We start from the raw sequence: 26,850 nt of genomic DNA, 5'->3' as shown, positions 1-26,850 counted from the left end.
GTTATAATTGATTAATATTGACTTCAACTTCTTTTACGATGTTTTCATCTGAAGCACTTGTCAATTTTAATGATAATAGGGTGATGACTCCTATTACAAGTAATCCAGATAAGATAAACATACCTTGAGTAAAAGCAACAGTTCCGAGAATCATCGGTCCTACAAAACCACCTAAAGCCGCAAATGAATTGACTAGGGCTATTCCAACTGGTGCAGTGGATTCAGTGAAGAAAAATGTCATATATGCAAAGAAACATCCACTGAAACCGTATAACCCGAAAGATGTAATCGTTAACATAAGCACCATCATAAAGACACTATCTGAAAAGCCGCATCCAATAAAACCGATAACTGCTATCATGAGACAAACGAGCAAGTGTGATTTATGTGCATTGGTCCGATCTGAATTCCAGCCTACAAACATAACGGCAGGTATACCGACTAACGATGGAATCATCGCTAACCATCCAATTTCTAAATTGGTTGTTGCATTTTCCGATAAAGATTTTATGATGGTTGGCATCCAGAATGACAATCCATAGATAGATGTGTACCCTGCAAAATAGAAAAGTGCCAACTTCCATATTTTCGAATCTTTCAGCATATCAAGCTTAGTGACTTTATTTATTTTCGAGCTTAGTTTTCTTTCCGCACTCAATTCCCCTTCTAACCAATCACTTTCTTCCTTAGATAACCATTTAGCGTTAGTCGGTCTATTAGTTAAATAGAAAACAACAACAATTCCAATAATAATGGCCGGAATGCCCTCAAGGATGAACATCCATCTCCAGCCTGCCATACCAAACCAGGAAATATTGTCAAGAATCCACGTCGACACAGGCGCACCAATCAATCCGCCAATTGGTAAGGCTAAAAGCAAAACCGCTGTTGCCCGTCCTCTTTCGCGGGCCCTGAACCAATAAGTTAAATACAAAATTATACCAGGAAAAAAACCCGCTTCGGCGACACCTAATAAAAAACGGAGAATGTATAAATGCATCGTTGTTTGTGCAAAACCTGTTAATATTACCACGAGTCCCCACGAAATCATTATACGGGCAATCCACATCCGAGCTCCCACTTTATGCATGATCATGTTGCTTGGAACTTCAAAAAAGAAATAGCCTATGAAGAAAATACCAGAAAGCAATCCAAAAACTTCAGCGGATAAGGCTAATTCAGCATTCATTTGTAAAGCAGCATAGCCTAAATTGACCCTGTCCAAGTAAGCAATGATATAAAGGATCAAGATAAATGGAAGAATCCGTTTCATCGTTTTACTGATCGTTCTTTTCTCTATTTCACCACTGGAATGATTCATGATTATTTCCTCCCTTTTCATGCTACTATTTCCCAAAAAATAATCCGTTGACTGCACATCTCTTTTCGTGCTTCCCGACTCTCTGGTTCATTCCTAGGACTATCAATTTGTCCTGATACCACCTCCCTCCATTTACATATACTGAATCCAACAATATTATAAATACAATCCATATACTCAGGGCTAAAGAGGAATAAGCCTTTCTACATGACAGTAATCGATTGTATAGGAATCTTCAGAAAAATCTAACGAACCTTTTCACCTAATTCTTCTACTTTGAAAAACCTCCTATTTAAACTGAATGAACCTCCCCCATACTTATCTTGAATTTTGTAAACGCCTTCTAAATGTGTAAAAAATGCAATTAAGAAAGCGTTGTGATTATTCATGATCTACGTTAGATTAAATAGAACACCAATCCTTTAACTAGACTGTAGTCTGATATTAAACTACATAGGAATATTCTGTCAATTAACATTTGGAGGTTTTTTATGATTGAACCCAGAAAGAAACAGCTTAGGGGAGAAAAGACTCGTGAAAAAATTTTAAAAATATCTTTAAAGCTATTTAGCGAAAAAGGTTATGATAAAGTTACCGTTGACGAAATCGTGAAAAAAAGTGGCACATCAAAAGGGTCATTTTATCAACACTTTTCAGCGAAATCGGACATCTTTTTAGTGAGATTCACAGAAGTCGATGATTACTATCGCGAAGTCTTCCGTTCGTTCCCAGTCGATATGGACCCTACCGAGAAATTGTTTATTTTCATACGCAAATTGATGCGTTTTCTGGAAGAAGAAATGGGCAAAGATTTAATGAAAGTGATTTACAGTTCCGCTTTAGATTCAAAAGAACATACTTACTTTTTAAATTCAAATCGCTCACTCGTCCAAATTATTCGTTCATTAATTGAAGAGGCGAAAGAACAAAACGACATTGGCACTGACCAATCAGTTAACGAAATTTCACAACTTATCACCCAAAGCCTGATGGGAATCATCTATCATTGGGGATTAAACAACTCAGAACAAAGCTTGGAATCACTATCCATACCGCTAACCGAAACAATCATTAATGGGCTGAAAAGAACTAATACATAAATCAAAAGATTCATTTTCAAAAAATCTGACATTTAATTCAATATTAACCCCAATCTCATTGAATGGTCAGGGTAACTCCATTAATCTATAAAGTTCATACATTTTCATTTTTCACTTGAGTGTCAGACATTTTAAACGAGGAGTCGAAAGCCAGATATTATGAAACGATTTTTCTTTATCATCCTATATGCAATCTTATTTGGATTATCACTGCAGGCTTTTAATTTCAAGCTTGACCACCCTATTGCAGAAGATATCAGCCGGCTGATGCCAGTTAAAATGAAAGCGATAAAGGCAGAAGATAGTGAAGAAGCAATCAAAAAAGTCGTTTTAGAAGCCGCAAAAAACGATGACCATATTTCCATTGCCGGAATGCAGCATAGCCAAGGAGGACAGACATTATATCCAAACGGTATTCTGCTAGATATGAAACAATATGATAAAATACTTGATTTGGATGTAAAAGAAAAACGCATCACGGTCCAAAGCGGAGCAACCTGGGCTGTTCTCCAGGAATATATCAACCCATATGGACTTGCACTGAAGGTCAGTCAATCTCAAAACATTTTTACCATAGGCGGTTCTTTGAGCGTTAATGTCCACGGCCGCGATATTCGGCATCATGCCTTGATAGAAACTGTGGAGTCTTTTAGATTGCTAAACGCAAAAGGACAAATCCTAACAGTGAGCCGCAAAGAAAATTCGGAGCTCTTCTATTCGGTTATTGGCGGGTATGGTTTGTTTGGAGTAATACTCGACGTGACACTCCAACTTACCGATGACGAACTTTATAAAATTAAAACTAAATCACTCCATTATGATGAATATACGTCGTACTTTAAAAGAGATGTTCTTCAAAACGATGATGTTAAAATGCATCTGGCAAGAATATCGGTTGCTCCTGACTCCTATTTGGATGAAATGTATGTAACGGATTATTATAGGGCAAATGACCAAACACAGCTATCTAACTACAATACTCTCAAACGAGAAACGATCATTGCCGTGCCTAAATTCTTTCTTGGCCTCTCCCGTTATAATGACTGGGGTAAAAAAAGGTTTTGGGAAACTCAAGAAACCTACACGGCCAATATTGATGGTAACTTGATTTCCAGAAATAATGTGATGCGGTCTGACTCTGCTTTTATGGATTACAGCCACCCCTCCAAAACTGAAGTTCTGCAAGAATATTTCGTTCCGATTGATCAATTTGCTGATTATATCGATGATTTAAGAAAAACCTTATCTGATGAAAAAGAGTTTAATTTATTAAATATTACCATTCGTTATGTGGAACATAATGATGAATCACTCATGTCCTATGCCAAGGATGATATGTTCGCTCTTGTAATGCTCATCAATCAAGGTACAGATAACGAAAGTAAGGAAAATACGGGAAGGGTCATCCGTAACATGATTAATGTGACGCTTGACCATAACGGCAGCTACTATTTGCCCTATTATGGGTATCCAACAAAGACACAATTATTTGAAGCGTATCCGCGTACCGATGAATTCTTTCGATTAAAGAAGAAATATGATCCTGATAATCGCTTCATGAATCTTTTCTATAAGGAGTATCATCCATGAATTATAAACGTTTTGTTTTTTACCAAGGCACTGTTGGAATGGCTGCCAGCATGATTTTCCCTTTTTATATTTTGCTAATCAAAAATGTAGGCACCAGTTATTCGCAATTCGGATGGGCATATGGAATATTCTCACTGACTGCAGCACTTAGCTATCCTTTAATCGGAAAATTCACTGACAAAGCGGGTGACAAAGCATTTCTCCTTTTCTATTCATGGGGAATGGCACTAATCCTTCTTGCCTTTCCTCTCGCATATGAAATTTGGCATGTCTATCTCCTGCAGATCATAATGGGGCTCCTTGGAGCTGTACAAAAAAACACTGAAAAAACGGTACTTGCAAGATATGTTACGAAGACAACAGCGGGTGAGGAAATTGGAAACTACCATGTCTGGACATCCATTGGCGCAGCTACTGCCGTAATCGCAACCGGGTATTTAGTGGACTTTTTAACGATTGGCAGCATTTTTTATCTAGCATCCCTAATTTTTGCCTGGAGTGGTTTTATTATAATGAAGATGGAGAAAAACACTTCACTATATAATGTAGAATAAATAAAAAAATATTAGGATTTATTACTAGTTAGCACTAATAAATCAGTTACCCCTTTTAGTAGAAGAAGCATCTGCATTAACCTCAGCAGATGCTTCTTCTACTATATAAATCATTTGCGGATCAAAAAACAAAAAATGAACTAACAAAGATATATTAAACCTGCTCCCCTTTTCTCAATTTGATTTCGTTAAATATACGCAATTCTAAAATTACTCCGTTTATTAGTACAATTAAAGACTAACGAACAATAGCACTTAATATAAAAAACTACTTTCTTATCAACATGGTTATTATTTTTTCGTCTGATAAAACTAATGACATCATAATAACACCCATTCCAATCAACTGTTGAATAGACAATGCTTCATGTAAAAAGAAAAAGCCTAAAATCATTCCTATGACTGGCACTATATAATTACTAAATGACGTAAATAACGCGCCTTCTTGCCGAATCATCCTATTAAATAATGCATAAACAACACCAGCGTGGAAAATGCCTAAAATGACTAAGTAAATAGTTTGAGGTCGTTCTAAATCCAATTCGAAAGATTGCTCAAACACAAGGGACATTGGGATGAGCATTGCACTGGCAATCAGTAATACATTTCTCATATGAATAACGGAAGATCCCTCGTTTAATTTCTCCAGGATAATCAATGATAATCCAAAACTCATAGCTGCTAATATCAATAGGATATTACCCTGAATGCTGTTGAAAAGATCTTGAAAACCGTGTGTTGGCCAGGAAAGAAAGACAATACCTGCAAATCCGAATAGGATACTTGTAATCTCCGGCATTGTGCTTTTTCTTTTGAAAAATGCTATTAAAAAGAGGATAGTAAAAACAGGAACCATTCCAATCAACATCGCTGCGACACTACTAGGCACCGTTTTCTGGCCTTGTGCAATGAATGCAAATGGGAGTACAACCTCGAAAACCGCAATGATTATATACCATTTATAATAACTCTTATTTACTCTTCGCTCTTCTTTCGATAAAAAAAAGCCAATGAAGAGTAAACAGATACCACCAATACATGCTTTGATGGCTGACAAAGTAATAACCCCAACATCATCTATAACTAATGCAATAAAGAAGAATTGAGATCCCCATATACAACTAATCAAGAGTAATAAAACATATTTATTCATTCACTTTACTCCCCTTTATCATCAAAGGATCGGCAATAGTCTTACTAATATGCTTTGACCGATTACTACCAAAATAGTTCGTGCCAATTACACCAACAAGAATAATCATCGCACCTACAACGTGATAATAGTGAATGGATTCATGTAAGAAAATCACCCCAGCTATGATCGTAATCAATGTTGCTAAATTACTAAAAACGCTCATTTTAGAGGCAGGTAATATAGATAATGCATAGTTTGATAAAAACCCAGTAAGCAGTGACGATAATGCACCAAGATATACGATTGAAATGAGAAATGAACTACTTGTTAAGGGTAAAAAAAAGCTACTAATTGATTGGTTAATTATATGGTTGATGATGGCCATACTATTAAAAGCAACAAAACCAACGAACGTCATCACATAAGTTAACGTAAATAGTGAATATTGCTTTGATAATGTCCTTGCTACCACATTATAGAAAGCGGCAGCAATCGAGGATAATAAGATCAGTATCGTTCCTTTCAAACTATGAGCCTCAAGTTGCAAGTCGTTCATGACAAAGATAAAGATAACCCCCATCACAGATAAATAAAGAAAAAATTTTTGACCTTTACCAGCATATTCTTTCAAAAATAATGAAGCTGATAATAACGTAAAAATTGGTATGGTCGCTTGGATAATACCCGCTTCTGAAGATGAGGTATAAACGAGACCAAACACTTGAAATGTAAAGAATAAAATTGGATAAAGGAACACCAACGGAAGAATTTTCAAAGTATCCTTTGCCCTCATCTTCACTGAAGTCCTCCTATACAACAGCTTTAAAATTATAGCGATCAAAAAAGCCATCGTAAATCGATGTGCTAAAGTATCTAGCGGACTCGCTTCTATTAATGATATTTTTGTAAAGATAAATGAAAATCCAATAATAATGGCATATACTATCGCCGCAAAATAGGCTTTTTTTTGTTCTGACATATGTGTAAATCCTCCTTTTCATCACCCGGCCGGTTGTTAGTATCGTATTAAAAGTTCCACTACGATACAATACAAATAAGAAGCATCTGTAACGGTACAGTTTATAGGAGGTATTCATGCTAAAATACGTAGCTTTGTTTAATGAATTTGAATCTCTCATCCAGAATGGACAGCTCAAAGCGGGCTTTAAACTCCCATCTATTCGTCAATTAAGCGATAAACATCAATGTAGTAAAAGTACAGTCTTGAAAGCCCTGCAAGAATTGGAAAAGAGGCATTTAATCTACGCGGTTCCTAAAAGTGGATATTATGTCGTGCAAAAAGAATTTGATGCTAAAAGTGAACCAACTTCGGAAATCGATTTTGTTACCTCCGCTCCTGCTTGGCATCAATTTCCGTATCATGACTTTCAACATTGTATCAACAAAGCTATCGATACCTATCAGCAAGAATTGTTTATCTATGGCACTCCAAAAGGACTACCCTCTTTAATTAAAGTAATACAAAAACAATTAGAGCAATATCAGGTATTCGCAAAAGAAGAACAGATTTTCATTACTTCTGGCGTGCAACAAGCACTTTCCTTATTAACGTTCATCCCCTTTCCAAATGAACGTACCCATATACTTGTGGAACAGCCCAGCTATCATCTATTTATGGAACAATTGAAAGCGTACAAGATTTCCGTGCTAGGAATCCAAAGAACAGCAGAAGGTATTGATTTAGGGGAATTAGAGAGGATATTTAGAAGTCAGGATATTAAATTTTTTTATTCGATGCCTCGTTTTCATAATCCGTTAGGGACTTCTTACTCTAAAAAGGACAGAGAAGAGATACTAAAACTTGCTGTAAAGTATGGTGTTTATATTGTAGAAGATGATTATTTAGCAGATTTCGAAGAAAATTTGAAGGTAGACCCTATTTTTTCCGAGGATACTCATCAAATGGTCATTTATTTAAAAAGTTTCTCTAAAATAATGTTTCCAGGATTACGCATAGGTGTCGCTGTATTGCCTAAATCATTAGCAGACAGCTTCCAACTTTATAAAAGAACAGCTGATATTGATAGTTCAATGATTTCACAAGCAGCCTTGGAAATCTACATAAAAAGCGGCATGTTTGAACGTCATAGAAACAAAGTACGTCTGTCCTATTTAATGCGTGCAAACTTGCTATATGATGCTCTAGAAAAGCACTCTACCCTTGGCTTTTATCGCCCAGCATCCATATGTATGAATTCTCATATCGTGCTACCTCATCGTTTAAATAATGCTAACCTCATAAAAAACTTACAGAATCAACAAATTCTTGTAGAGACGATAGGTCAAAATTATATTGACGGCTTTCACCAAGAAAAAATATTAAAATTAAATGTGTCCAATACAAATATACAAAAGCTAGACCAAGGAATAGCTCTCATTTTTAAAGAATTGAATAACAAACAGAACTATTACCTATAAACTAACTTAACATGCAGCTTTACATTTTAAAATATCATTTCAGGATAACATTTACATTTGTGATTCTGAAAAAGCATGTGCAAAATGAGTACAAACAAAGAAAGAGCCAATTTAGAATTGGCTCTCAACAAAGTTTTTTTTCCTAGCCCACTTTATTTGTAAAATTTAATACGGTCTTCAAGTGGTTGGAATTCTTTTTCTCCCGCTGAAGCAGTTGGATTACCAAATGGCATTTGCGCAATCAGTTTCCAATTATTTGGTATACTCCATTCTTTTTTCACTTCATCATCAATTAGTGGATTATAATGCTGCAAAGTTGCTCCTAATCCTTCTGCTTCCAGTGCTGTCCAAACAACCAATTGATGCATACCTGAGGTGTGTTGTGACCAGATTGGGAAGTTATCAGCATATGTTGCAAATTGTTCTTGAAGCGATTTCACAACAGATTCATCTTCCAAGAATAATATTGTTCCGTATCCAGATTTAAAGGAATCCATTTTTTGTTGAGTACCTGTAAAATCTCCCCCTCCAACCGCTTTTCTTAACGTTTCAGTCGTAATATCCCATAATTTATTATGTGCTTCACCAGTTAACACAACAAGACGGGAAGATTGAGAATTAAATGCCGATGGGGTATGTTTTACAGCAAATTCAACAATCTCTTTAATCTTTTCATCTGATACTTTTACCTCATTATTTATTCCATAAATAGAACGTCTTTCTTTAATAGCTGTATAAAAATCTTTAGTCATAACTCATTCCTCCTGAACTATTTTTAAAATGTATCCTGAATCATTCTTTTCATACTTATTTCTACCTGTTTTAGTATTAGGAACAAACCAGCATATAATTCGTTTAAAGATGTAATTCACATCAATTATTCTTTAATGAATTCCTTTGTACTTCTTACTGTATCAATTGGACGAACTAATTTTTCGATTTGTTCACGTTTTGGTTCTAAGAATGGCGGTAAAGATAATTTTTCTCCTAACGCTTCGTATGGCTCATCTCCCATAAAGCCAGGGCCATCTGTTGCAAATTCGAATAAAATTTGCGGTGCCACTCTTACGTAAAGTGACTCAAAAAAGTGGCGGTCTACATAACCAGACGTTTGAAATTGGAAGCTTTCCATTCTTTTAATCCATTCTTCTAAAACAGAACGGTCTTCAACACGGAATGCAGTATGATGAACAGTACCAAAACCTTGCCGTGCTTGAGGAAGAATCGCATTATGCTCTACAATTACTTGAGCACCATTCCCACCTTCTCCAACTTCAAATAAATGAAATGATCCTTCATTCCCTATTTCTTTAAATAATAAAACTTTTTCCAACATTTCTTTAAAATAATCAAAGTTGGCAATCCGTATAAAAATGGGGCCTAATCCTGTAATAGCATATTCTAAAGGAATAGGTCCTTTTTGCCATGGTATACCCGCAGCAACGCCTGCATTGTTTTCATCTGAAATCAATTGATATTGCTGGTCATCAAAATCAACAAATGAAATGATTTTTTTACCAAATTGTTCTTGAATTCCGGTATTTTTAACCTCTAGGCGATCAAAACGTTTAACCCAATATTCTAATGCTTCATCATTTGGTACACGGAAAGATGTTTTTGAAATTTCATTAGTGCCATGTACTCCTTTTGGAATACCAGGGAAGTCGAAGAAAGTCATATCTGTACCTGGACCACCAACATCATCTGCAAAAAATAGGTGATATGTTTGAATATCATCTTGGTTAACCGTTTTTTTAACTAAACGCATTCCTAATATATAAGTGAAAAATTCGTAATTCTTTTCTGCACTACTTGTAATGGCTGTTACGTGGTGGATTCCTTTTAATTCATTCATTTATATTCCTCCTACTAAAATCGACAATTTGGCTTATTGGGTACTGCTGCTTTTTGCTGATTCACTCATTCGTAATCGGTTACTACATTTTTCCTTTAAGGTCGATTGTCTATTCAAGTGATATTGTGTTTAGAGTTTTATCTTCAGTCAATTATCTCGAATTAATATATCTTCATTTAAAGATAATTTATCATGGATATCATTCTCTGTCAACAAATATGGATTATGATTACAATTATGCAACCTTTGTTAATATGACCTTACTTGAACTCAATCTTTTTACTCGCTGTTACTCATCATAATAAAATCCATTTATTAATAGTTCTCTATCTATTGGCAAAGAAAAACCCGAATAGAAGACTTTTTTAGTGTCGCTGCCATTAGGGGGTCATGAACTTCTTAGATATATAACTTTTCGCTAATACGTAATGCAGCTACTAAAAGTTATTTCTTCCTAATCCATTTTATTTATAAAATTTAACACGATCTTCAAGTGGTTGAAATTCTTTTTCTCCCACTGGAGCTGTTGGATTACCAAATGGAATTTGAGCAATTAGTTTCCAGTTACTTGGGATGTTCCATTCATTTTTCACTTCATCATCAATTAGTGGATTATAATGCTGTAATGTTGCTCCTAATCCTTCTGTTTCCAATGCTGTCCACACAACTAATTGATGCATACCTGAAGCTTGTTGTGACCAAATTGGGAAATTATCAGCATATAAAGCGAATTGTTCTTGAAGAGATTTCACAACCGCCATATCTTCAAAGAATAATACGGTTCCATAACCGGATTTAAAGGAATCCATTTTTTGTTGAGTACCTGTAAAATCTCCTTCTCCAACTGCTTTTCTCAACGTTTCAGTCGTGATGTCCCATAATTTATCATGTGCTTCACCTGTTAACACAACAAGGCGTGCTGATTGAGAATTGAAAGCTGATGGAGTGTATTTTACTGCAAATTCAACAATGTCCTTTATTTTGTCATCTGAAACTTGTACTTCTTTATTGATTCCATAATAAGAACGTCTTTCTTTAATAGCCGTGTAAAAATCTTTTGTCATAACGTTTATTCCTCCAGAATTCTTTATATTTATCTCGAATACATATATCTCTATTTCAAAGTAATTTTAAACATAAAAAAAAATAATGTCAAACATTTCATACTGATCTAGTTGTATTACTGACAGGAAAAGGCTGTCGTTTCTTCTGAGAAGTCCTTAGTAATGCCTGCTTATCCGAGGCTGGGCTATAAATGATGAGTGATTGTATATGGGATAAATTGAGAAGTTGCTTAATTTGAATTAATAGGAGGCTAGTTTCATGAAGGTTCAGTTTTGGGGGAACAGGTAATTGGAGATGTCTCTAGTATCGGAAAAATCAGCTTCCAATTACCTTATACTTCACTTGTTTAGAAATACATCCTATATTCCCCAATTCATTTGAACTTACATGTTTGCTAAAAAAACTTAAAAAATGTCAGTAGCATTGGGCGATAAGTTTTGGATATGTTTTAGGTATGTAATAACACTCTTTTCATTTTCATAAGGATATTCATAATTCAAATGTTTTCCAACATACATCGCTGTACTATCAAAAAGATCACACATTGAAAATAATGCTCTCCAAACACCATCATAACTTCCATCTGCATAAGTGGAAAGAAGCTTCTGCCAACTCTTTTCTGTCAAAAAACCCTCCAAATATTTGCCGTGTTTACCAACGCTTACTGAAAAGTTCGTTTCAATACCTACCTGCCATTCTAGCATTTGAATGAGCATTGATCTGACATTGTTAAGATGCTCTTGTGCATATATAATTTCCTTTCTCCATAAACCCTTTGCTACATAAGTTGATACCCACCAAAATTCATTGCAACAATCATCAAAGAATTCGGTAGAAGGTTTTTTAATCCAATAATCTACATCGGTCGGATTAGGAATTGAAGGAAGGGAATTATCCTTGTCCATTAAAATAATCGTAAGTTTATCCTCTTTGCAATAAACATCTTTTTCATCGAAAGGAACTAATAATAAGTCAATACGGTTTCCGTCTGTAAACTGCATTAAATAAGAGAAACGCCCTCCTAATTCTGGTGGAAATAATGACATTTCTTCAGGTTTTTGCATAATGAGTCGTTCACCAAAAACATCAATCCATTTATGGTCTCGTATGAAAGATTCCATTTCGGTCACAATATAAACGATATCATAATCCTGAAACACATCTTTTGGAACTTTCGGATTCGTTCGTGAACCATTCATTCCCACAGCACGGACTCGATCATCTTTTTCTGCAATTTTTACTATTAATTCAATCATGTCAGCTTCAGTCCGCATACATTTACCTCCAGTTAATTAAACACGCCTTATATGTAAGGTATATTTTTCTCAATAAATGGAGGCACCTTCCTGAAAGGCAGTTTCAATAATTTCTTTTATTCTAGCTAAAAATTTACCGCATACTAAACCATCAAGTACCCGATGGTCAATCGACAAACATAAATTCACCATATTCCTTACCGCGATCATATCATCAATGATTACTGGACGTTTGACGATAGACTCAACTTGAAGGATGGCTGCCTGTGGATGGTTAATAATCCCCATCGACTGAATAGATCCGAATGCCCCCGTGTTATTAACCGTAAATGTCCCGTTCTGCATATCTTCTGGTTTCAACTTTCCTGTTCGCGTTTTTTGAGCGAGTTCATGAACCTCCCTGGCTAGTCCCTTAATTGATTTTTCGTCCGCATGTTTAATCACTGGAACAAAAAGAGCATTACTCGCAGCTACAGCAATGGATATATTAATATCCTTTTTTTGAATGATTTTATCGCCAGCCCACATAGAGTTCATCTCCGGAAATTCGGTTAGAGCTTGTGATACGGCTTTGATGAAAAATGCAAAGTATGTTAAATTATAGCCTTCTTTTTGCTTGAATTCAGCTTTTAATGAATCGCGATTCTTAACAAGGTTTGTTGCATCGACTTCGACCATCATCCAAGCGTGCGGGACTTCATGTTTACTTTTCACCATATTGGCTGCAATTGTTTTTCTGATTCCTGTAATAGGAATCTCTATATCGCCAACTGAATGGACTAATGTCTCAATGGAAGAAAACGATTTTTCAGCAGGATCTTGTTTTGAAGCAATAAATGTTGGTGCCAATTCCTGATTTTCTTCAATTTTATTCACTCCTTTTTCAAGAAGTTTCACTAAATCTTTCCGGGTGATTCTTCCGTCTCTTCCCGATCCTTTGATTTTAGTTAAATCAATGCCATTTTCCTGTGAAATTTTTAATACGGCTGGTGAATATCTTGTTTTAAGGTGATTAGAGCTAGTTGTTGTTTCAATCGTTTTCAGGCTTTCGACTAATTGTTGGTCACTGTCTTCCTTCTTTTCACTGACATTTTCCACTTCAATCGTACAAATCACTTCGCCAACTACCATTGTCTCATTTTCTTTTGCAAAAATTTCTATAATCTTTCCGGTAAAAGACGAAGGGATTTCCGCTGTGACTTTATCAGTCATCACTTCCGCAATTGAATCATATTTATTCACATGGTCTCCGGGCCTAACGAGCCACTTGCTGATTGTTCCTTCCGTAACACTTTCCCCTAGCTGAGGCATTTTCATTTGTTGTATTTTCAATTTTCATACCCTCCCTGCCAATAATTTAATAGGCTGCAAGATCCCGTATAGCTTTTTCTACTTTTTCAGGATTCACCATAAAAGATTTTTCCAATGGTGGAGAATATGGCATGGCTGGAACATCCGGACCGGCGAGTCTCATTATCGGTGCATCCAGATCAAAAAGACACTTTTCTGCAATTATGGCTGACACTTCACTAATAATGCTTCCTTCTTTATTATCTTCTGTAATTAATAGAACTTTTCCAGTTTTGCATGCTGCTTCAATAATGGCTTCTTGATCTAATGGATAAATGGTTCGTAAATCAAGAATATAAACAGATATCCCATCACTGGCCAATTTTTCAGCTGCCTGAAGCGCAAAATGAACACAAAGGCCGTAAGTAATCACGGTAACATCCTCACCGTAACGCTTCACATCTGCTTTGCCAATAGGTAATACATAATCATCAGTCGGTACTTCTTCTTTAATTAGGCGATAAGCACGTTTATGTTCAAAGAAAAGAACTGGGTCTTCATCGCGAATAGCTGCTTTCAATAATCCTTTCACGTCATATGGCGTGGATGGCATGACAATTTTTAGCCCTGGTTGATTGGCAAAAATAGCTTCTACGGATTGTGAATGATATAGCGCCCCATGGACTCCGCCGCCGTATGGAGCTCTAATGACTATTGGACATTGCCAGTCATTATTAGAGCGATAACGAATTTTTGCAGCCTCTGAAATAATTTGGTTGATTGCAGGCATGATAAAATCAGCAAATTGCATTTCTGCAATCGGCCTCATTCCATACATAGCTGCACCAATGCCAACACCTGCTATAGCCGATTCAGCAAGTGGAGTATCAATAACCCGTTGTTCTCCGAATTGTTCGTATAAACCTGTTGTTGCTTTAAAAACGCCACCTTTTTTCCCTACATCCTCCCCTAGTACAAATACACGCGAATCGCGTTCCATTTCTTCGCGTATAGCCATTATCACTGCATCTATATAAGAAATTACAGCCATCTTCTTTCCTCCTTACTTATCTGCATAAACGTATTTCGAGAGCGTTTCTTCGTTTGCATATGGAGCGTTTTCTGCATAATCAGTCGCTTCGTTCACAACGTCCATTATCTCGTCATTAATTTGTTTCTCAAGTTGATCATCTAGGACCCCTGTTGCTTTTAAATAGGCACCAAATGTAATAATCGAATCTATTTTTTTTGCTTCTGCCACTTCATCAGGTGAGCGATACATACTGTCATCATCATCGCTTGAGTGGGGTGTTAACCTATATGAAACCGTTTCTATTAAACTTGGCCCATCGCCTCGTCTGCCTCTTTCGGCGGCTTCTTTTACCACCTTGTATACTTCAATCGGATCATTTCCGTCAACCGTTACACCTGGCATTCCATAACCAATGGCCCGATCCGATACTTTTTTACACGCTAACTGTTTTTCAATTGGAACGGAAATGGCATATTGATTATTCTCACACATCAAGATAACCGGGAGTTTATGAACGCCAGCAAAATTTGCTCCTTCATGGAAGTCACCTTGATTAGATGAACCTTCTCCAAAAGTAACAAATGAAACGATATCTTTCCCTTCCATTTTTGCAGCTAGTGCAATTCCAACCGCATGTGGTACTTGAGTTGTAACAGGCGATGAACCCGTCACGATGCGATTCTTTTTTTGCCCGAAATGACCAGGCATTTGACGCCCCCCTGAATTCGGGTCTTCTGCTTTTGCAAAACTGGATAACATTAAATCTTTAGCGGTCATCCCAAACGCAAGCACTACTCCAAGATCTCGATAGTAGGGAAGTACATAATCCTTTTCACGATTTAATGCAAACGCAGCCCCTACTTGAGCGGCTTCTTGTCCTTGACAAGAAACAACAAATGGAATTTTCCCTGATCGGTTTAACAACCACATCCGCTCATCTATACGTCTTGCTAATAACATCACTTTATACATCTCAAGCACTTTTTCATCACTGAGACCTACCTGTAGATGACGGTTTTCACCCATACGTCATCATCCCTCCTAATAATTAGTACATTTTTCTTTTAAAACCGAATGTTAGTCCTCATACTCGCACCCTTAAATACAAAACGGAGCGCTGTAACCTGAAACACAATACTTTCTCTTTAACTGATTTTGACTGTCTCGACAAAATTAAATTTGGTTATGTACCCACCAGGGATGAAAAGTTCCTATTATGTAATACATGCTTTCTATTTAACACCATTACATTCTCATTTACGTTATCATCTAGTATTATTACCTGGTACTAACTTTAGTAATATTATCCTAACACTTTCTATCTCACATTTTCAACTAATTCCACTTTGGTAATCAGATTATTTTCTTGTCTTTTTGAATTAAGAGCAAATCAAACAATCCACAAGGCATCGTTAAGAGCACTGCTTTATCACTATTCTTCCTTCCACTTTCATAACGCTTTCTAGGGTAGCAAACGGATTTTAGTCAAAAGAGAACTCTATATACTATAAAAAAACCACTCTAGTACGCAGTTTAATATTGTAAATCAATAAAGCACCCTAGCTCTATCAAATTCGAAGATTTCCTTATTTATCAATTTTTTTAGTCTGTATTCCAGAACTCAATTATTGAATTAGTTGTCCATATACCTAACCGAATAATCGAGTCGCATAGATAAACCCCTTACCTCCTTTGTTGAATAAGTTTAGTACTTGACTGAAGTTTAAAACTTGCTTTTTATGTTAGCACTAAGGGCAAGATACACACTGAAATGATGCAATTGTTTTTTGCTTGACTAAGCGGAAAAATAGATGTAAATTTAAATAATTCATTAAATGAACTGTTCGCTATGGAACAGTTCAAAATAGGAAGAATGGTGATGTTGAGTGGAGAGTGAAAATCAAGAATTAATGCGTTCAGTACAACTATTACGTTCATTTTCGAACGTGCAGAAAAATATCATGCGATTCGTTCAAAAAACAGCAGTAGAAAATGGATTAACAGTTCCCCAATATTCTATTTTGATGGCTATTATTCTTCACGAAGATATGACTCAAAAAAACGTTGGGGAGAAAACATTTCTTCCAAAAAGCACACTGAGCCAAGCTGTCGATGGTCTCGTTCGAGCTGGCATGCTCCATCGTGAGCATGTGGAGGGCAACCGGCGTGAAATCCAGTTGTCCATCACCGAAAAGGGAAAAAATTTGTTAAAAACGATTCATATGCATGAAGGTAGTATTCACCAAATCTTTCAAACGGTCATTGAATTGCTTACTGAAGAACAGTTTGAAGAGTTACTTGAAACGCATCTTCAAATTACAAACTATTTGGAAGCACAAGCAACAGAACAAGGAGAGTGTACAAAATGATAAAAATACTGAAAAATTTATCCGTATATAAGTGGATTATTTTAGCAGTTTTCGGTCTAGTCTTTGTTCAATCAATGTCGGACCTCTTTTTGCCTACACTAATGGCCGATATTATTGACAAAGGTGTCGTTCCTGGAGACACCTCCTACATTTGGAAAATTGGTGGTTTGATGTTGTTAGTTTCAGCTCTTGGCGCTTGTGCTTCCATTATCGCAAGCTACTATTCGTCAAAAGCAGCAATGGGAATGGGACGCGATGTCCGCCTGAAAGTCTTTAATCATGTTGAAAAATTTTCGTTACAAGAATTTGACGAAGTCGGTACCGCGTCACTAATTACACGGACGACCAATGATATAACACAAGTCCAGCAAGTGGTTATTATGATGCTTCGTATGGTTATCAGTGCACCTATTATGCTAGTCGGCGGAGTGATTATGGCCGTTTCGAAGGATGCCAAATTATCCCTTGTTATTGTCGTCGCAATGCCTGTGTTGATTGGTTCGATCCTGCTTATTCTATATAAAGGTGTGCCTCTTTTTCAAACGGTGCAAAAACGATTAGACCGGTTGAACCTTGTATTACGAGAAAATTTAACTGGGATTCGCGTCATTCGTGCCTTTAATCGTGAAACCCAAGAGAAGGAACGCCTTAAGAAAGCTAATAAAGAATTGACAGATGTCTCGATTAAAGTAAATAAAGTTATGGCCTTTATGATGCCTATAATGATGCTTGTCATGAACTTGACGGTTGTTGGTATCATTTGGTTTGGTGGAGTTCGAATTGATAACGGCGGTATGCAGATTGGGGACTTAATGGCCTTTATCCAATATGTGATGCAAATTATGTTCGCACTTGTTATGGCATCCATGATGTTCGTTATGGTTCCTCGTGCGGCTGTGTCGGCAACTCGGATAAACGAAGTCCTTGACATGAAACCTTCATTCCTAGATGAGGGAACAGATAAGGCAGATCGTGAACACGGTACACTTGAATTTGAACATGTAACCTTCAGTTACCCAGGAGCAGAAGAACCTGCATTATCGGATATTAGTTTTTCTGCAAGACCTGGTGAGATCACCGCAATCATCGGTGGAACAGGTTCAGGAAAATCAACGCTCGTCAATTTGATCCCTCGCTTTTATGATATTTCAAGTGGATCTATTCGCGTTAATGGTGTTGATATTCGTATGGCATCACAAGATGAAATTCGTTCAAAAATTGGCTTTGTGCCACAAAAAGCCATCCTCTTTACGGGTACTATTGCTGACAACATTCGCTTTGGAAAACAAACCGCCACACAGGAGGAAATTGAGCATGCGGCTCGCATTGCGCAAGCAGAAGATTTTATAAGCAAAATGAAAGACGGCTATTATGCAGAAATCGAACAAGGCGGCTCAAACCTATCAGGTGGACAAAAACAACGACTCTCGATTGCAAGAGCACTCATTCGAAAACCAGATATTTATATATTCGATGATAGCTTTTCTGCACTTGATTTCAAGACAGATGCCAACCTTCGTGCAGCCCTGAAAGATGAAACAAAAAATGCGACGGTATTACTTGTTGCACAGCGTGTTAGTACGGTTGTAGACGCTGACCGAATCATCGTGTTAGATGAAGGACACATTGTAGGCATGGGTACACACCAAGAGTTGCTTAGTACAAACGACGTATACCGTGAAATCGCCTTATCACAGCTCTCAGAGGAGGAAATTGCATGAGTAATCAAAAAAAACCTCAAAGCGGCGGGCAAATGGGGCATGGCCCTGGTGGCGGTAACATGATGATGATGGGTCAAAAAGCAAAAGATTTTAAAGGAACACTAAGACGTCTCTTGGCTTATTTAAAACCCCGACGCAACAAATTAATTGCCGTGTTCTTCGCTGCAATCATGAGTACAATTTTTATGATTGTAGGGCCAAAAATCATGGGAACGGCGATTACAGAATTATTCGAAGGAGCTTACGGGAAATTCCAAGGAATACCAGGAGCAACTATTAACTTTGATAAAATTGGCCAGATTCTTCTACTACTTGCTGGACTGTATGTCTTAAGCAGTCTTTTCAACTATGTACAACAATACATTATGTCTAGTGTTGCACAAGATACAGTATATGATCTTCGAGAAGATGTTAATAAAAAGCTTGAGAAACTTCCTCTCAAATATTTTGAAGGACGTCCTAACGGAGAAACACTAAGCCGAATGACAAATGACATTGATACAATCGGGAGCACCCTTCAACAAAGCTTAACGCAGTTCATCACATCAATTGTAACAATTTTGGGGATTATCATTATGATGCTTTCGATTAGCCCGTTATTGACATTAATCTCGATTGTCAGCTTACCTTTGTCAATATTTGCAATTCGGCCCATTTTAAAAAGATCCCAAAAACATTTTGCCGATCAACAGCGCACACTTGGACAATTAAATGGTCACATTGAAGAAATGTATACTGGCCATCAAGTCGTTAAAGCATTCGGACATGAAAAAAAGGCAAGCGCCCAGTTTGTTTTGGTTAATGAAGAATTGTATAAAGCGGGAAGGAAAGCACAGTTTATATCTGGTATCATCATGCCTATGATGTTCTTTATCGGAAATTTGAGTTATGTCCTTATCAGCGTTGTCGGCGGGATATTGGTAACGCAACGTTCGATCTCAATTGGTGATATTCAAGCATTTATCACATATTCAAAGCAGTTCACCCAGCCGATCACACAAACAGCTAACATTGCAAACATTATTCAGTCGACGGTTGCTGCAGCTGAGCGTGTCTTTGAGCTACTCGATGAAGAAGAGGAAATGAAAGAAAAAACGACAGCTAGTATAATGAGAGCAAATGGCGATGTAACTTTTGAACATGTAGATTTTGGATACGGTGAAGACTTGTTAATTAAAGATATGAACATTGATGTCTTGTCTGGACAGACGGTCGCAATTGTTGGACCGACTGGTGCTGGAAAAACGACAATGATAAATCTCTTGATGAGATTTTATGAACTCAATGGCGGAAAGATTAAGATTGATGGTCTAGATACACGGAATATGTCTCGGAATGACCTTCGAAAGAACTTTGGGATGGTGCTTCAAGACACCTGGCTCTTTAATGGTACGATTAAAGACAATATCGCTTATGGAAAAAATGGAGCAACAGATGAAGAAATTTTCGCAGCTGCTCGTACGGCACATGCCGATCATTTCATTCGGACACTACCAGATGGTTATGAGACAGTCTTAAACGAAGAAGCCTCGAACATCTCACAAGGTCAAAAGCAGCTTTTGACAATCGCACGAGCTGTCCTGGCAGATCCACCAATTATGATATTGGATGAAGCGACGTCAAGTGTGGACACTAGGACCGAAGTCTTTATCCAAAAGGCGATGAAGCGACTGATGGAAGGACGTACTAGCTTTGTAATTGCCCATCGTCTCTCAACGATTAAGGATGCAGATTTGATTCTTGTTATGGATCAAGGAAAGGTGATTGAGCAAGGAACACATTCAGAACTTTTAGAGGTAAATGGTTTCTACGCAGATCTTTACAATAGTCAGTTTACTGAAAATGTAGCTGGATAATAAGAAAGAGGCTCAATTTCAAATCGAAATTCGAGCCTCTTTCTATTAAATTCATATCCACAACTATATAAAATTTTGAACAACTCCATCTTACAACACAAAGGTTATCCAAATTAATCTCCAGAACGGGTTACAGGTGTTGGAGGTTTTTACTTTATTCACTTTACATATCTTTCTCAACTTAGAAGTACAGATGCAAATTAGCTTATGTTGCTTCAACTAATGCCCCATTTAGTCATCTATGAAGCAGGGATAATATATAAGCCTATATCAATACCCTCTTTTATTTCCTTTTTTTACAAATTCCCAATCTACCTCAATATTTTTTCTGACCTTTTGAAGAAGATGAAATATTGTTTCTGTTTCTTCAAAAGAAAATCCAGATAATGCAACCTTGTCGGTATACTCTCCTTCTTTCTTTAAAAAGGGATAAACATTTTCGCCCTTATCAGTTGGATATAACTTTTTAATTTTTTTGTTGTTATCATCATTTTTCTTTTCAATAAAACCTTGAATCTCCAGTTTTTTAATTGCACGAGCTGCTGTCGTGCGATCCACTTTTATCATTTCTGCTAACTTTTCTTGAATGATACCAGGATTTTCACATATTCGAACAAGATACAAATACTGCCCTTTTGTAAGGTCAAATTCTTTAAATTCTATATTACTTATAGAGTCCAATGCCCTTGCTATCATTCCAATTTCACGAAGTATTTCCTTCATCAAAAAAACCCCTAACTTTTTTGTTGTATTTACAACAAAAATAATTTCATTTATACTAATAAAAGGTCATAAAGTTATTATGACTTGTCTAATTAAATAAATCTAGAAAAGGGGGAAAGATCATTGGATTCAAAGAGAATAACAGTAGATAGCGATTTAAAAAATGCTTTTCATATAAGAAAAGAAGTATTTGTTGAGGAACAAGGATTCTCATTAGAAGATGAATTTGATGAATTTGATACACTTAATGGTTCTGAACACATTTTAGTCTATCATAATGAACAACCTGTCGGAACTGGAAGGTTAAGAGTTGTTGATGGTTTAGGTAAATTGGAGAGAATATGTATCTTAGAGCCTTTCCGTAAATTTGGTCTTGGAAAAATAATTATTAAAACATTAGAAGAAATCGCAAAAGAAAAGGAAATATCCCAGGTTAAATTACATGGGCAAACACAAGCAGAGGGTTTTTATAAAAAACTCGGCTACCAAACTTCATCAAATGTTTTTATGGAAGATGGTAGTCCACATATTTTAATGATAAAAGAATTAGCTAATGAATAAATGTGTTAAATGTGAGTAAAACCAAATTTATCCTCTATGTGTTAGGAATCATAATATTAGCCCTTGGTTGTTCTTTAACGATACAATCAGACCTTGGAACATCACCATTTGATGCCCTTTTGGTAGGCCTTTCTATACAAGTAGGTCTTACGGTTGGAAGCTGGGAATTCATAATAGCATTTATCATGATATTTTGTAACTCACTTTTAAAAAGACAAAAACCAGAATTTTTTGGATTACTAACTGCTTTTATAACAGGTCTTGGTATTGATATATGGCTTTTTTTATTACAAAACTTGGTACAGCCAGAACAAATACTCATTAAACTTGTTTGTTTAGGGGGTGGATTAGTTGTTATAGGACTAGGAACGGCTATCTACTTACATGCAAACTTTGCCCCACTTCCTGTAGACCGTTTGATGTTAATCATTCAAGATTTAACTGGAATGAATATAGTGTTTTCAAAAACATTAATTTATCTTGTTTTCTTAATAGCGGCAATTACATTCAATGGACCAATTGGTATCGGAACTCTATTAACCGTTTGTTTAGGAGGTCCAATTCTCAATTATTTCATCCCACTAATTGGTAGTTTATTAGATAACCCTAATCCAACAGCAAATAGAGATACAGATAAAAACCATTCGATATAGAATGGTTTTTATTTGCAAAGAATTATCCTATAGTTTGCACAATAATCTTTAGTCCACAAATCTGGCATGAACAAAGATCAACATGCACTCTTGAACTCCCTCAGTTTAATAATGAAAAAGCTGCCTTAAAGACAACCTAAAACCACAGAAAAAATCAGTAAATCAGTGATATTCATTCGCCTTAACCTTATACTCTCCATCTGTTTTGGTGCTCAAGCAAAATACTATTGAATCCGAAAGTATAGAGTATGTATAACCTTGAATTTATCCACCTAAACCCCATTTTACGTAATGACGCGAGGTTTAGAAACATGAAAAGACCGTTAAGCTTTCTTGAAGAAGTGTTTGCAGCCTTTTTGTCTCTTGTTTTACTGAGATAAAAATCAATCGTGTTTCCTTTGGAATCCACTGCACGATACAGATACATTTATTGACCTTTTACTTGATATACGTTTTGTCGACTCTTCAGGAGTCATTTATGGTAGCTGCTTAAGAATATCAATAAAGTAATATAAAATTATAATGATAGTTGAATACTAATCCTCAAGAAAAACTAAAATAGCTTTAATTAACAGAAGTTGATTCTCAAACTTTTTATTTTGAGTATAAAAACTTTTAAATTGCCAATATTCTGTTCTATGTAAACAAAAGGTATTTCGCATAGGAAGTTAGCTTATACAATAATCTTCAACTATAGCGCCCCGATTGTTGAATAACAATCCAATCTACGATATGGTCCTTCTAATAAAAAGCAAACCCTATCGCTTAGACAGGGTTTGCTTTTTACTTTTTTCGTTAATTGCCATCAACCACTTCTTTTAAAAGTTCATAAGAACGTTTTTGTTTGTCAGGATTATAAATATAAGATACGGCCATGATTTCGTCCACGTTATACTTCTCTTGAAAACTCGTTAACTGTTCTCGTATCGAAAGTTTACTTCCTAACAAAGTCACACTGGACATCGATGTAGCCATTTCTTTCTCTGGCTGACTCCAAATGTGATCCATGTTTTCAATTGGAGGACTTAACAGTGTTCGTGAGCCTCGCACAACATTCAAGAAAAATTGCTGCATCGTTGTCGATTCAAATTTGGCCTCTTCATCACTTTCTGCTGCAATCACATTAAGACATACTATCATATATGGAGAGTCCAGATATTCTGATGGCTGGAATTGATTACGATAAATTGAAATGGCTTCATCCATATACCTTGGTGCAAAGTGGGAAGCAAATACATACGGCAAACCTAATTTAGCTGCTAAAACCGCTGAATCCGTTGATGAACCGAGGATATAAATCGGAAGATTCGTGCCAACACCTGGATAAGCTTTTATATAACCTTGAAGCTCTTCGGGCCCAAAATAAGCAAGCAAATCCTTTACATCTTTTGGAAATGTGTAGACTGAATCATTTTGAGAACGTCTCAATGCACTTGCGGTCATCATATCTGTACCAGGAGCCCGGCCAAGACCCAAGTCCAATCGATTAGGATAGATAGTTGCCATGGTTCCAAATTGTTCGGCTACTACCAAAGGAGAATGGTTAGGCAGCATAATTCCGCCAGACCCAACTCGTATGTGTTCTGTATGTTCCAAGATATGTTTAATTAAAATCGAAGTAGCTGAGCTCACTAGTGTTGGCGTATTATGATGCTCTGCAACCCAATATCGTTTATAACCCATTTTCTCAGTGGCTTGCGCCAAATCAACCATTGCATCAATGGCTTCTTTAGCCCCCTGCCCTTTGCGAATAGGGGCCAAATTTAAGACCGATACAGGTATTTGTATTTTTGACATTTAAAATTTGTCCTTTCTTGATAAAGTTTCAATTCTATACTAACAATTGAAACCCTAGAAACAAACTTAAATGCTTGGGTGGAAATCAAATGCATAATTAGTGCCTCAGGTTGGTCAATCAGGCCCTTTAAAGGAATAACTTGACTGGCGTTTTTACCTGTTCAAAACCATCTAAATCTACATTAACGATTAGAGAACCAAAAATAACCTAAGCCTCTCTACTTTCTTAGAAAGGCTTAGGTTATTTTATCCAGTCGGTAATACTTATTAGTACATTTACAAAATTAGTTGTTCTTTCGGGACATTTTCATCGCAAATGAGTACATATCTGATCGGAATAAACCTTTATAATATTCTACTAAATTACCATCAGAATCAAAAATCATTCGTTCTGTAATTAGCAAGCACATAGCTTCTGATATACCTAAATGTTCAGCATCTTCTTTTGTTGGAAATCCGCATGTTATAATTTGTTCTGCTTCACAAAAGTTAATGTTTAGATCACCTTCGAGCGCATCATACAAAACAGTAGTACTTAAATCAAATTTCGTTAATTTTTGTCCAAGTTCTAAAGAATAGTAATGCAATTCAATTGCGATTGGTAAATCCCCCTGTAACCGTAGCCTCTTAATATGGTATGATTCATCCTCAAACCCATTTGCATCGGCTATATTTTCAGGAGTCAATACACGACCATGATTTAGTAATTTAATCCCCATATTTTTAGTCGTCTCAGTAAAACTAATCATCTTAAGCCATTCTTGAACTGGTTTAAGAGATACAAAGGTCCCCTTACCATGCCTTTTTTCTAATATCCCATCACGAACTAAAATAGATACAGCTTCTCTTACAGTGCTTCTACTAACAGAATACATATCCATGAGTTCTCTTTCACTTGGGATCTTGTCCTTATAATAACCTTGTAAAATTTGGTCTTCTAATATTATTTTTAATTGAACATGTAATGGGATTGGATTGTTAAAGTCTAGCTCCATAAAATTTCCTCCAAACAGAAAAAGACATTGTGATGTTCGTATCAGTGATTATATTGTAAACCAAATTGTAATAATATTCAAATAAATCGGCATCAATTGATTCTTATACTTATCTAGTTTTGAAATTAACTGAGATGTTCCCTGTCTTGTGTTCTATTACAACTCTCACTTTCGAACAATCAGAAAAGTTTTGTACAGTGTTTGGTCTCTAAACGGTTCCAATGATTATTATAAATAATTTCCTATGTTCAAACTCTTCGCATGAATTAAACGAGTATCTATGGATATAGAAAACCCTGAATAGTGCCAACTATTCAGGGTACAGTTCAAAATGGGAAAAGATGTTTTCGTTCAAAAAATACCCTCACTTCCGTATGATGTCATCTGTATTCAATAATACCCTTGTGATTCTATAGACAACACTGGAAGGCTGTCCCCTCCAATTATAAGATCCTCTAGCTCTATACTATAAAGTACGAGATTATAGAAAGTAGCAACGAGGTAATGGTCATTGCCAAAAGTGGACGCATGGCTTTTGTACGAAGAGCCTGCAAACTGACATTAAGTCCAAGACCAATCATCGCCATAGTCAAAATAAATGTAGTAGTTTTAGAAATACCCTCCATTACGATTGGAGAAACTGAGATATATGTTCCAAACACATAGCTTCCAATTAAACTCATCATTATAAAACCAACGAGGAACCATGGAAAATCAATTTTTGCATCTTTACCCGTTTTTTCCGATGAACGTTTTTTCATCCAATACATAAAAATGAAGCATAATGGGATAAGTAAAAAGACACGACCTAATTTTGCCAATAGCGCAATAGCTAGCGCATCTTCACCTGCTGGGGCTCCTGCCAATGCAACATGAGCTATTTCATGAAGACTGATACCAGACCATATACCATAATCCATCGCTGATATCGGAAGGATAGGTCGTATTAGGGTATAAATTATAGAAAAAAGTGTCCCCATTAAGGCGATTATACCTACACCTATGGCCGTATCTTCTTCTTTTGCTTTCACGATAGGAGATATTGCTGCGATTGCTGCTGCACCGCACACACCCGTTCCTACCGCGAGAAGAAGCGAAATTGAAGGATCAGCTTTTAACCACTTTGCAATCAGAACCATTACGATTATCGCAAAAGCTACGGTTCCTATGTCACGAACCAATAATGGCAAACCTTGATTAAAAATCACATCAATATTTAATTTCAAACCATATAAAATAATTGCAAAACGGAGAAGTTTTTTAGCGGAAAATTCAATGCCCTTACGGAATTTTTCTGGATAGCCTGCAATTTGGCGATAAATGACCGCAATAATAATTGAGCAAGCAAGCGGTCCAATTCGATCAAATCCTGTAATTTTGGACAGCCCCAAACCTAAAAGTGCGATAAAAAATGTAAAAGCAATACCACCAATCCACAATAGTAAGCTTGATTTCTTTTCTTGAAGAGGTAATTTTGAATATTGTTGTTCCTCACTTGTTTCCTCTAGGGGCTTATATTTTTCTAATTGCATTCATT

23 protein-coding genes and 1 pseudogene are annotated in these 26,850 nt (G+C 36.3%); 9 read left to right on the top strand and 15 right to left on the bottom strand.

Annotation, left to right across the window (positions count from 1 at the left end):
• Position 1: 1 nt before the first annotated feature.
• The gene (locus tag AKG34_RS09180; RefSeq protein ID WP_053345797.1) at positions 2-1,321 is read right to left on the bottom strand and encodes an MFS transporter; all 1,320 of its coding nucleotides are present in this window, start codon (positions 1,319-1,321) and stop codon (positions 2-4) included.
• 491 nt (positions 1,322-1,812) lie between these two features.
• On the opposite strand from AKG34_RS09180, the gene AKG34_RS09175 reads away from it, so the two are divergent.
• The 3 genes from AKG34_RS09175 (at position 1,813) to AKG34_RS09165 (ending at position 4,565) form a co-directional block, all read left to right on the top strand.
• Positions 1,813-2,421 (top strand): TetR/AcrR family transcriptional regulator, encoded by a 609-nt coding sequence (locus tag AKG34_RS09175; RefSeq protein WP_053345796.1) that lies wholly within the window; start codon positions 1,813-1,815, stop codon positions 2,419-2,421.
• A 159-nt stretch (positions 2,422-2,580) separates the two neighbouring features.
• Positions 2,581-4,011 (top strand): FAD-binding oxidoreductase, encoded by a 1,431-nt coding sequence (locus AKG34_RS09170; protein WP_053345795.1) that lies wholly within the window; start codon positions 2,581-2,583, stop codon positions 4,009-4,011.
• Positions 4,008-4,565 carry an MFS transporter gene (locus AKG34_RS09165; RefSeq protein WP_053345794.1) on the top strand — a complete coding sequence of 186 codons (558 nt, stop codon included), beginning with the start codon at positions 4,008-4,010 and terminating at the stop codon, positions 4,563-4,565. Before AKG34_RS09170 ends, AKG34_RS09165 begins: the two co-directional genes overlap by 4 nt.
• 268 nt (positions 4,566-4,833) lie before the next feature.
• Here the strand turns inward: AKG34_RS09165 and AKG34_RS09160 are convergent, their stop codons facing one another.
• Both AKG34_RS09160 and AKG34_RS09155 read right to left on the bottom strand, forming a co-directional pair.
• Positions 4,834-5,718: a DMT family transporter gene (locus AKG34_RS09160; protein ID WP_053345793.1), complete on the bottom strand. Its 885-nt coding sequence runs from the start codon at positions 5,716-5,718 to the stop codon at positions 4,834-4,836.
• Entirely contained in the window at positions 5,711-6,679 is a 969-nt protein-coding gene (locus tag AKG34_RS09155) for a DMT family transporter (protein ID WP_053345792.1), read from the bottom strand. Before AKG34_RS09155 ends, AKG34_RS09160 begins: the two co-directional genes overlap by 8 nt.
• 116 nt (positions 6,680-6,795) lie before the next feature.
• Here AKG34_RS09155 and AKG34_RS09150 point away from each other — a divergent pair, with 116 nt between their 5' ends.
• Positions 6,796-8,139, top strand: a complete 1,344-nt coding sequence (locus AKG34_RS09150) for an aminotransferase-like domain-containing protein (RefSeq protein ID WP_053345791.1) — start codon at positions 6,796-6,798, stop codon at positions 8,137-8,139.
• A gap of 152 nt (positions 8,140-8,291) precedes the next feature.
• Here AKG34_RS09150 and AKG34_RS09145 read toward each other — a convergent pair whose 3' ends face one another.
• The 7 genes from AKG34_RS09145 to AKG34_RS09115 all read right to left on the bottom strand — a co-directional run bounded on the left by AKG34_RS09145 (position 8,292) and on the right by AKG34_RS09115 (position 15,664).
• The gene (locus AKG34_RS09145; RefSeq protein WP_053345790.1) at positions 8,292-8,891 is read right to left on the bottom strand and encodes a nitroreductase family protein; all 600 of its coding nucleotides are present in this window, start codon (positions 8,889-8,891) and stop codon (positions 8,292-8,294) included.
• A gap of 125 nt (positions 8,892-9,016) precedes the next feature.
• Positions 9,017-9,994, bottom strand: a complete 978-nt coding sequence (locus tag AKG34_RS09140) for a ring-cleaving dioxygenase (protein ID WP_053345789.1) — start codon at positions 9,992-9,994, stop codon at positions 9,017-9,019.
• A 464-nt stretch (positions 9,995-10,458) separates the two neighbouring features.
• Positions 10,459-11,058, bottom strand: a complete 600-nt coding sequence (locus tag AKG34_RS09135) for a nitroreductase family protein (protein WP_053345788.1) — start codon at positions 11,056-11,058, stop codon at positions 10,459-10,461.
• Positions 11,059-11,463: 405 nt separating this feature from the next.
• On the bottom strand, positions 11,464-12,333 hold the full coding sequence (locus AKG34_RS09130; RefSeq protein ID WP_053345787.1) for an aminoglycoside 6-adenylyltransferase: 870 nt from the start codon (positions 12,331-12,333) through the stop codon (positions 11,464-11,466).
• Positions 12,334-12,384: 51 nt separating this feature from the next.
• Positions 12,385-13,647: a dihydrolipoamide acetyltransferase family protein gene (locus AKG34_RS09125; RefSeq protein ID WP_053345786.1), complete on the bottom strand. Its 1,263-nt coding sequence runs from the start codon at positions 13,645-13,647 to the stop codon at positions 12,385-12,387.
• Between the two features lie 25 nt (positions 13,648-13,672).
• Positions 13,673-14,656: an alpha-ketoacid dehydrogenase subunit beta gene (locus AKG34_RS09120; RefSeq protein ID WP_053345785.1), complete on the bottom strand. Its 984-nt coding sequence runs from the start codon at positions 14,654-14,656 to the stop codon at positions 13,673-13,675.
• Between the two features lie 12 nt (positions 14,657-14,668).
• A complete protein-coding gene (locus AKG34_RS09115; protein WP_053345784.1) occupies positions 14,669-15,664 on the bottom strand; it encodes a thiamine pyrophosphate-dependent dehydrogenase E1 component subunit alpha in 996 nt (331 codons plus the stop codon).
• Positions 15,665-16,524: 860 nt separating this feature from the next.
• On the opposite strand from AKG34_RS09115, the gene AKG34_RS09110 reads away from it, so the two are divergent.
• The 3 genes from AKG34_RS09110 to AKG34_RS09100 are packed head-to-tail and all read left to right on the top strand — an operon-like array spanning position 16,525 to position 20,584.
• Entirely contained in the window at positions 16,525-17,007 is a 483-nt protein-coding gene (locus AKG34_RS09110) for a MarR family winged helix-turn-helix transcriptional regulator (protein WP_053345783.1), read from the top strand.
• Entirely contained in the window at positions 17,004-18,728 is a 1,725-nt protein-coding gene (locus AKG34_RS09105; protein WP_053345782.1) for an ABC transporter ATP-binding protein, read from the top strand. Before AKG34_RS09110 ends, AKG34_RS09105 begins: the two co-directional genes overlap by 4 nt.
• Positions 18,725-20,584, top strand: a complete 1,860-nt coding sequence (locus AKG34_RS09100; RefSeq protein ID WP_053345781.1) for an ABC transporter ATP-binding protein — start codon at positions 18,725-18,727, stop codon at positions 20,582-20,584. The genes AKG34_RS09105 and AKG34_RS09100 overlap by 4 nt, the downstream gene beginning before the upstream one ends.
• Before the next feature lie 270 nt (positions 20,585-20,854).
• On the opposite strand, the gene AKG34_RS09095 is transcribed toward AKG34_RS09100, so the two are convergent.
• On the bottom strand, positions 20,855-21,307 hold the full coding sequence (locus AKG34_RS09095) for a MarR family winged helix-turn-helix transcriptional regulator (RefSeq protein ID WP_053345780.1): 453 nt from the start codon (positions 21,305-21,307) through the stop codon (positions 20,855-20,857).
• A gap of 123 nt (positions 21,308-21,430) precedes the next feature.
• Between AKG34_RS09095 and AKG34_RS09090 the strand changes: the two genes are divergently transcribed.
• Both AKG34_RS09090 and AKG34_RS09085 read left to right on the top strand, forming a co-directional pair.
• Positions 21,431-21,868: a GNAT family N-acetyltransferase gene (locus tag AKG34_RS09090; protein WP_053345779.1), complete on the top strand. Its 438-nt coding sequence runs from the start codon at positions 21,431-21,433 to the stop codon at positions 21,866-21,868.
• 2 nt (positions 21,869-21,870) lie between these two features.
• Positions 21,871-22,521, top strand: a complete 651-nt coding sequence (locus AKG34_RS09085) for a YczE/YyaS/YitT family protein (RefSeq protein WP_407946250.1) — start codon at positions 21,871-21,873, stop codon at positions 22,519-22,521.
• A 326-nt stretch (positions 22,522-22,847) separates the two neighbouring features.
• Here the strand turns inward: AKG34_RS09085 and AKG34_RS26755 are convergent.
• From AKG34_RS26755 to AKG34_RS09070, 4 genes and pseudogenes are all read right to left on the bottom strand, one after another.
• Positions 22,848-22,986, bottom strand: a pseudogene (locus tag AKG34_RS26755) (DDE-type integrase/transposase/recombinase); the annotation flags it as partial.
• A gap of 330 nt (positions 22,987-23,316) precedes the next feature.
• Complete coding sequence (locus AKG34_RS09080; protein WP_053345778.1) at positions 23,317-24,318, bottom strand: LLM class flavin-dependent oxidoreductase; 1,002 nt, start codon at positions 24,316-24,318, stop codon at positions 23,317-23,319.
• A gap of 284 nt (positions 24,319-24,602) precedes the next feature.
• Positions 24,603-25,313, bottom strand: a complete 711-nt coding sequence (locus AKG34_RS09075) for a GntR family transcriptional regulator (protein WP_053345777.1) — start codon at positions 25,311-25,313, stop codon at positions 24,603-24,605.
• A 461-nt stretch (positions 25,314-25,774) separates the two neighbouring features.
• Positions 25,775-26,845, bottom strand: a complete 1,071-nt coding sequence (locus AKG34_RS09070) for a YeiH family protein (RefSeq protein WP_053345776.1) — start codon at positions 26,843-26,845, stop codon at positions 25,775-25,777.
• Between the last annotated feature and the right edge of the window lie 5 nt (positions 26,846-26,850).

Origin of the sequence: Peribacillus butanolivorans, from assembly GCF_001273755.1 — a bacterium.
Lineage (GTDB): Bacteria > Bacillota > Bacilli > Bacillales > DSM-1321 > Peribacillus > Peribacillus butanolivorans.
The sequence above is the reverse complement of the archived record's forward strand: the minus strand, read 5'-3'. Positions and strand labels throughout refer to the sequence as shown.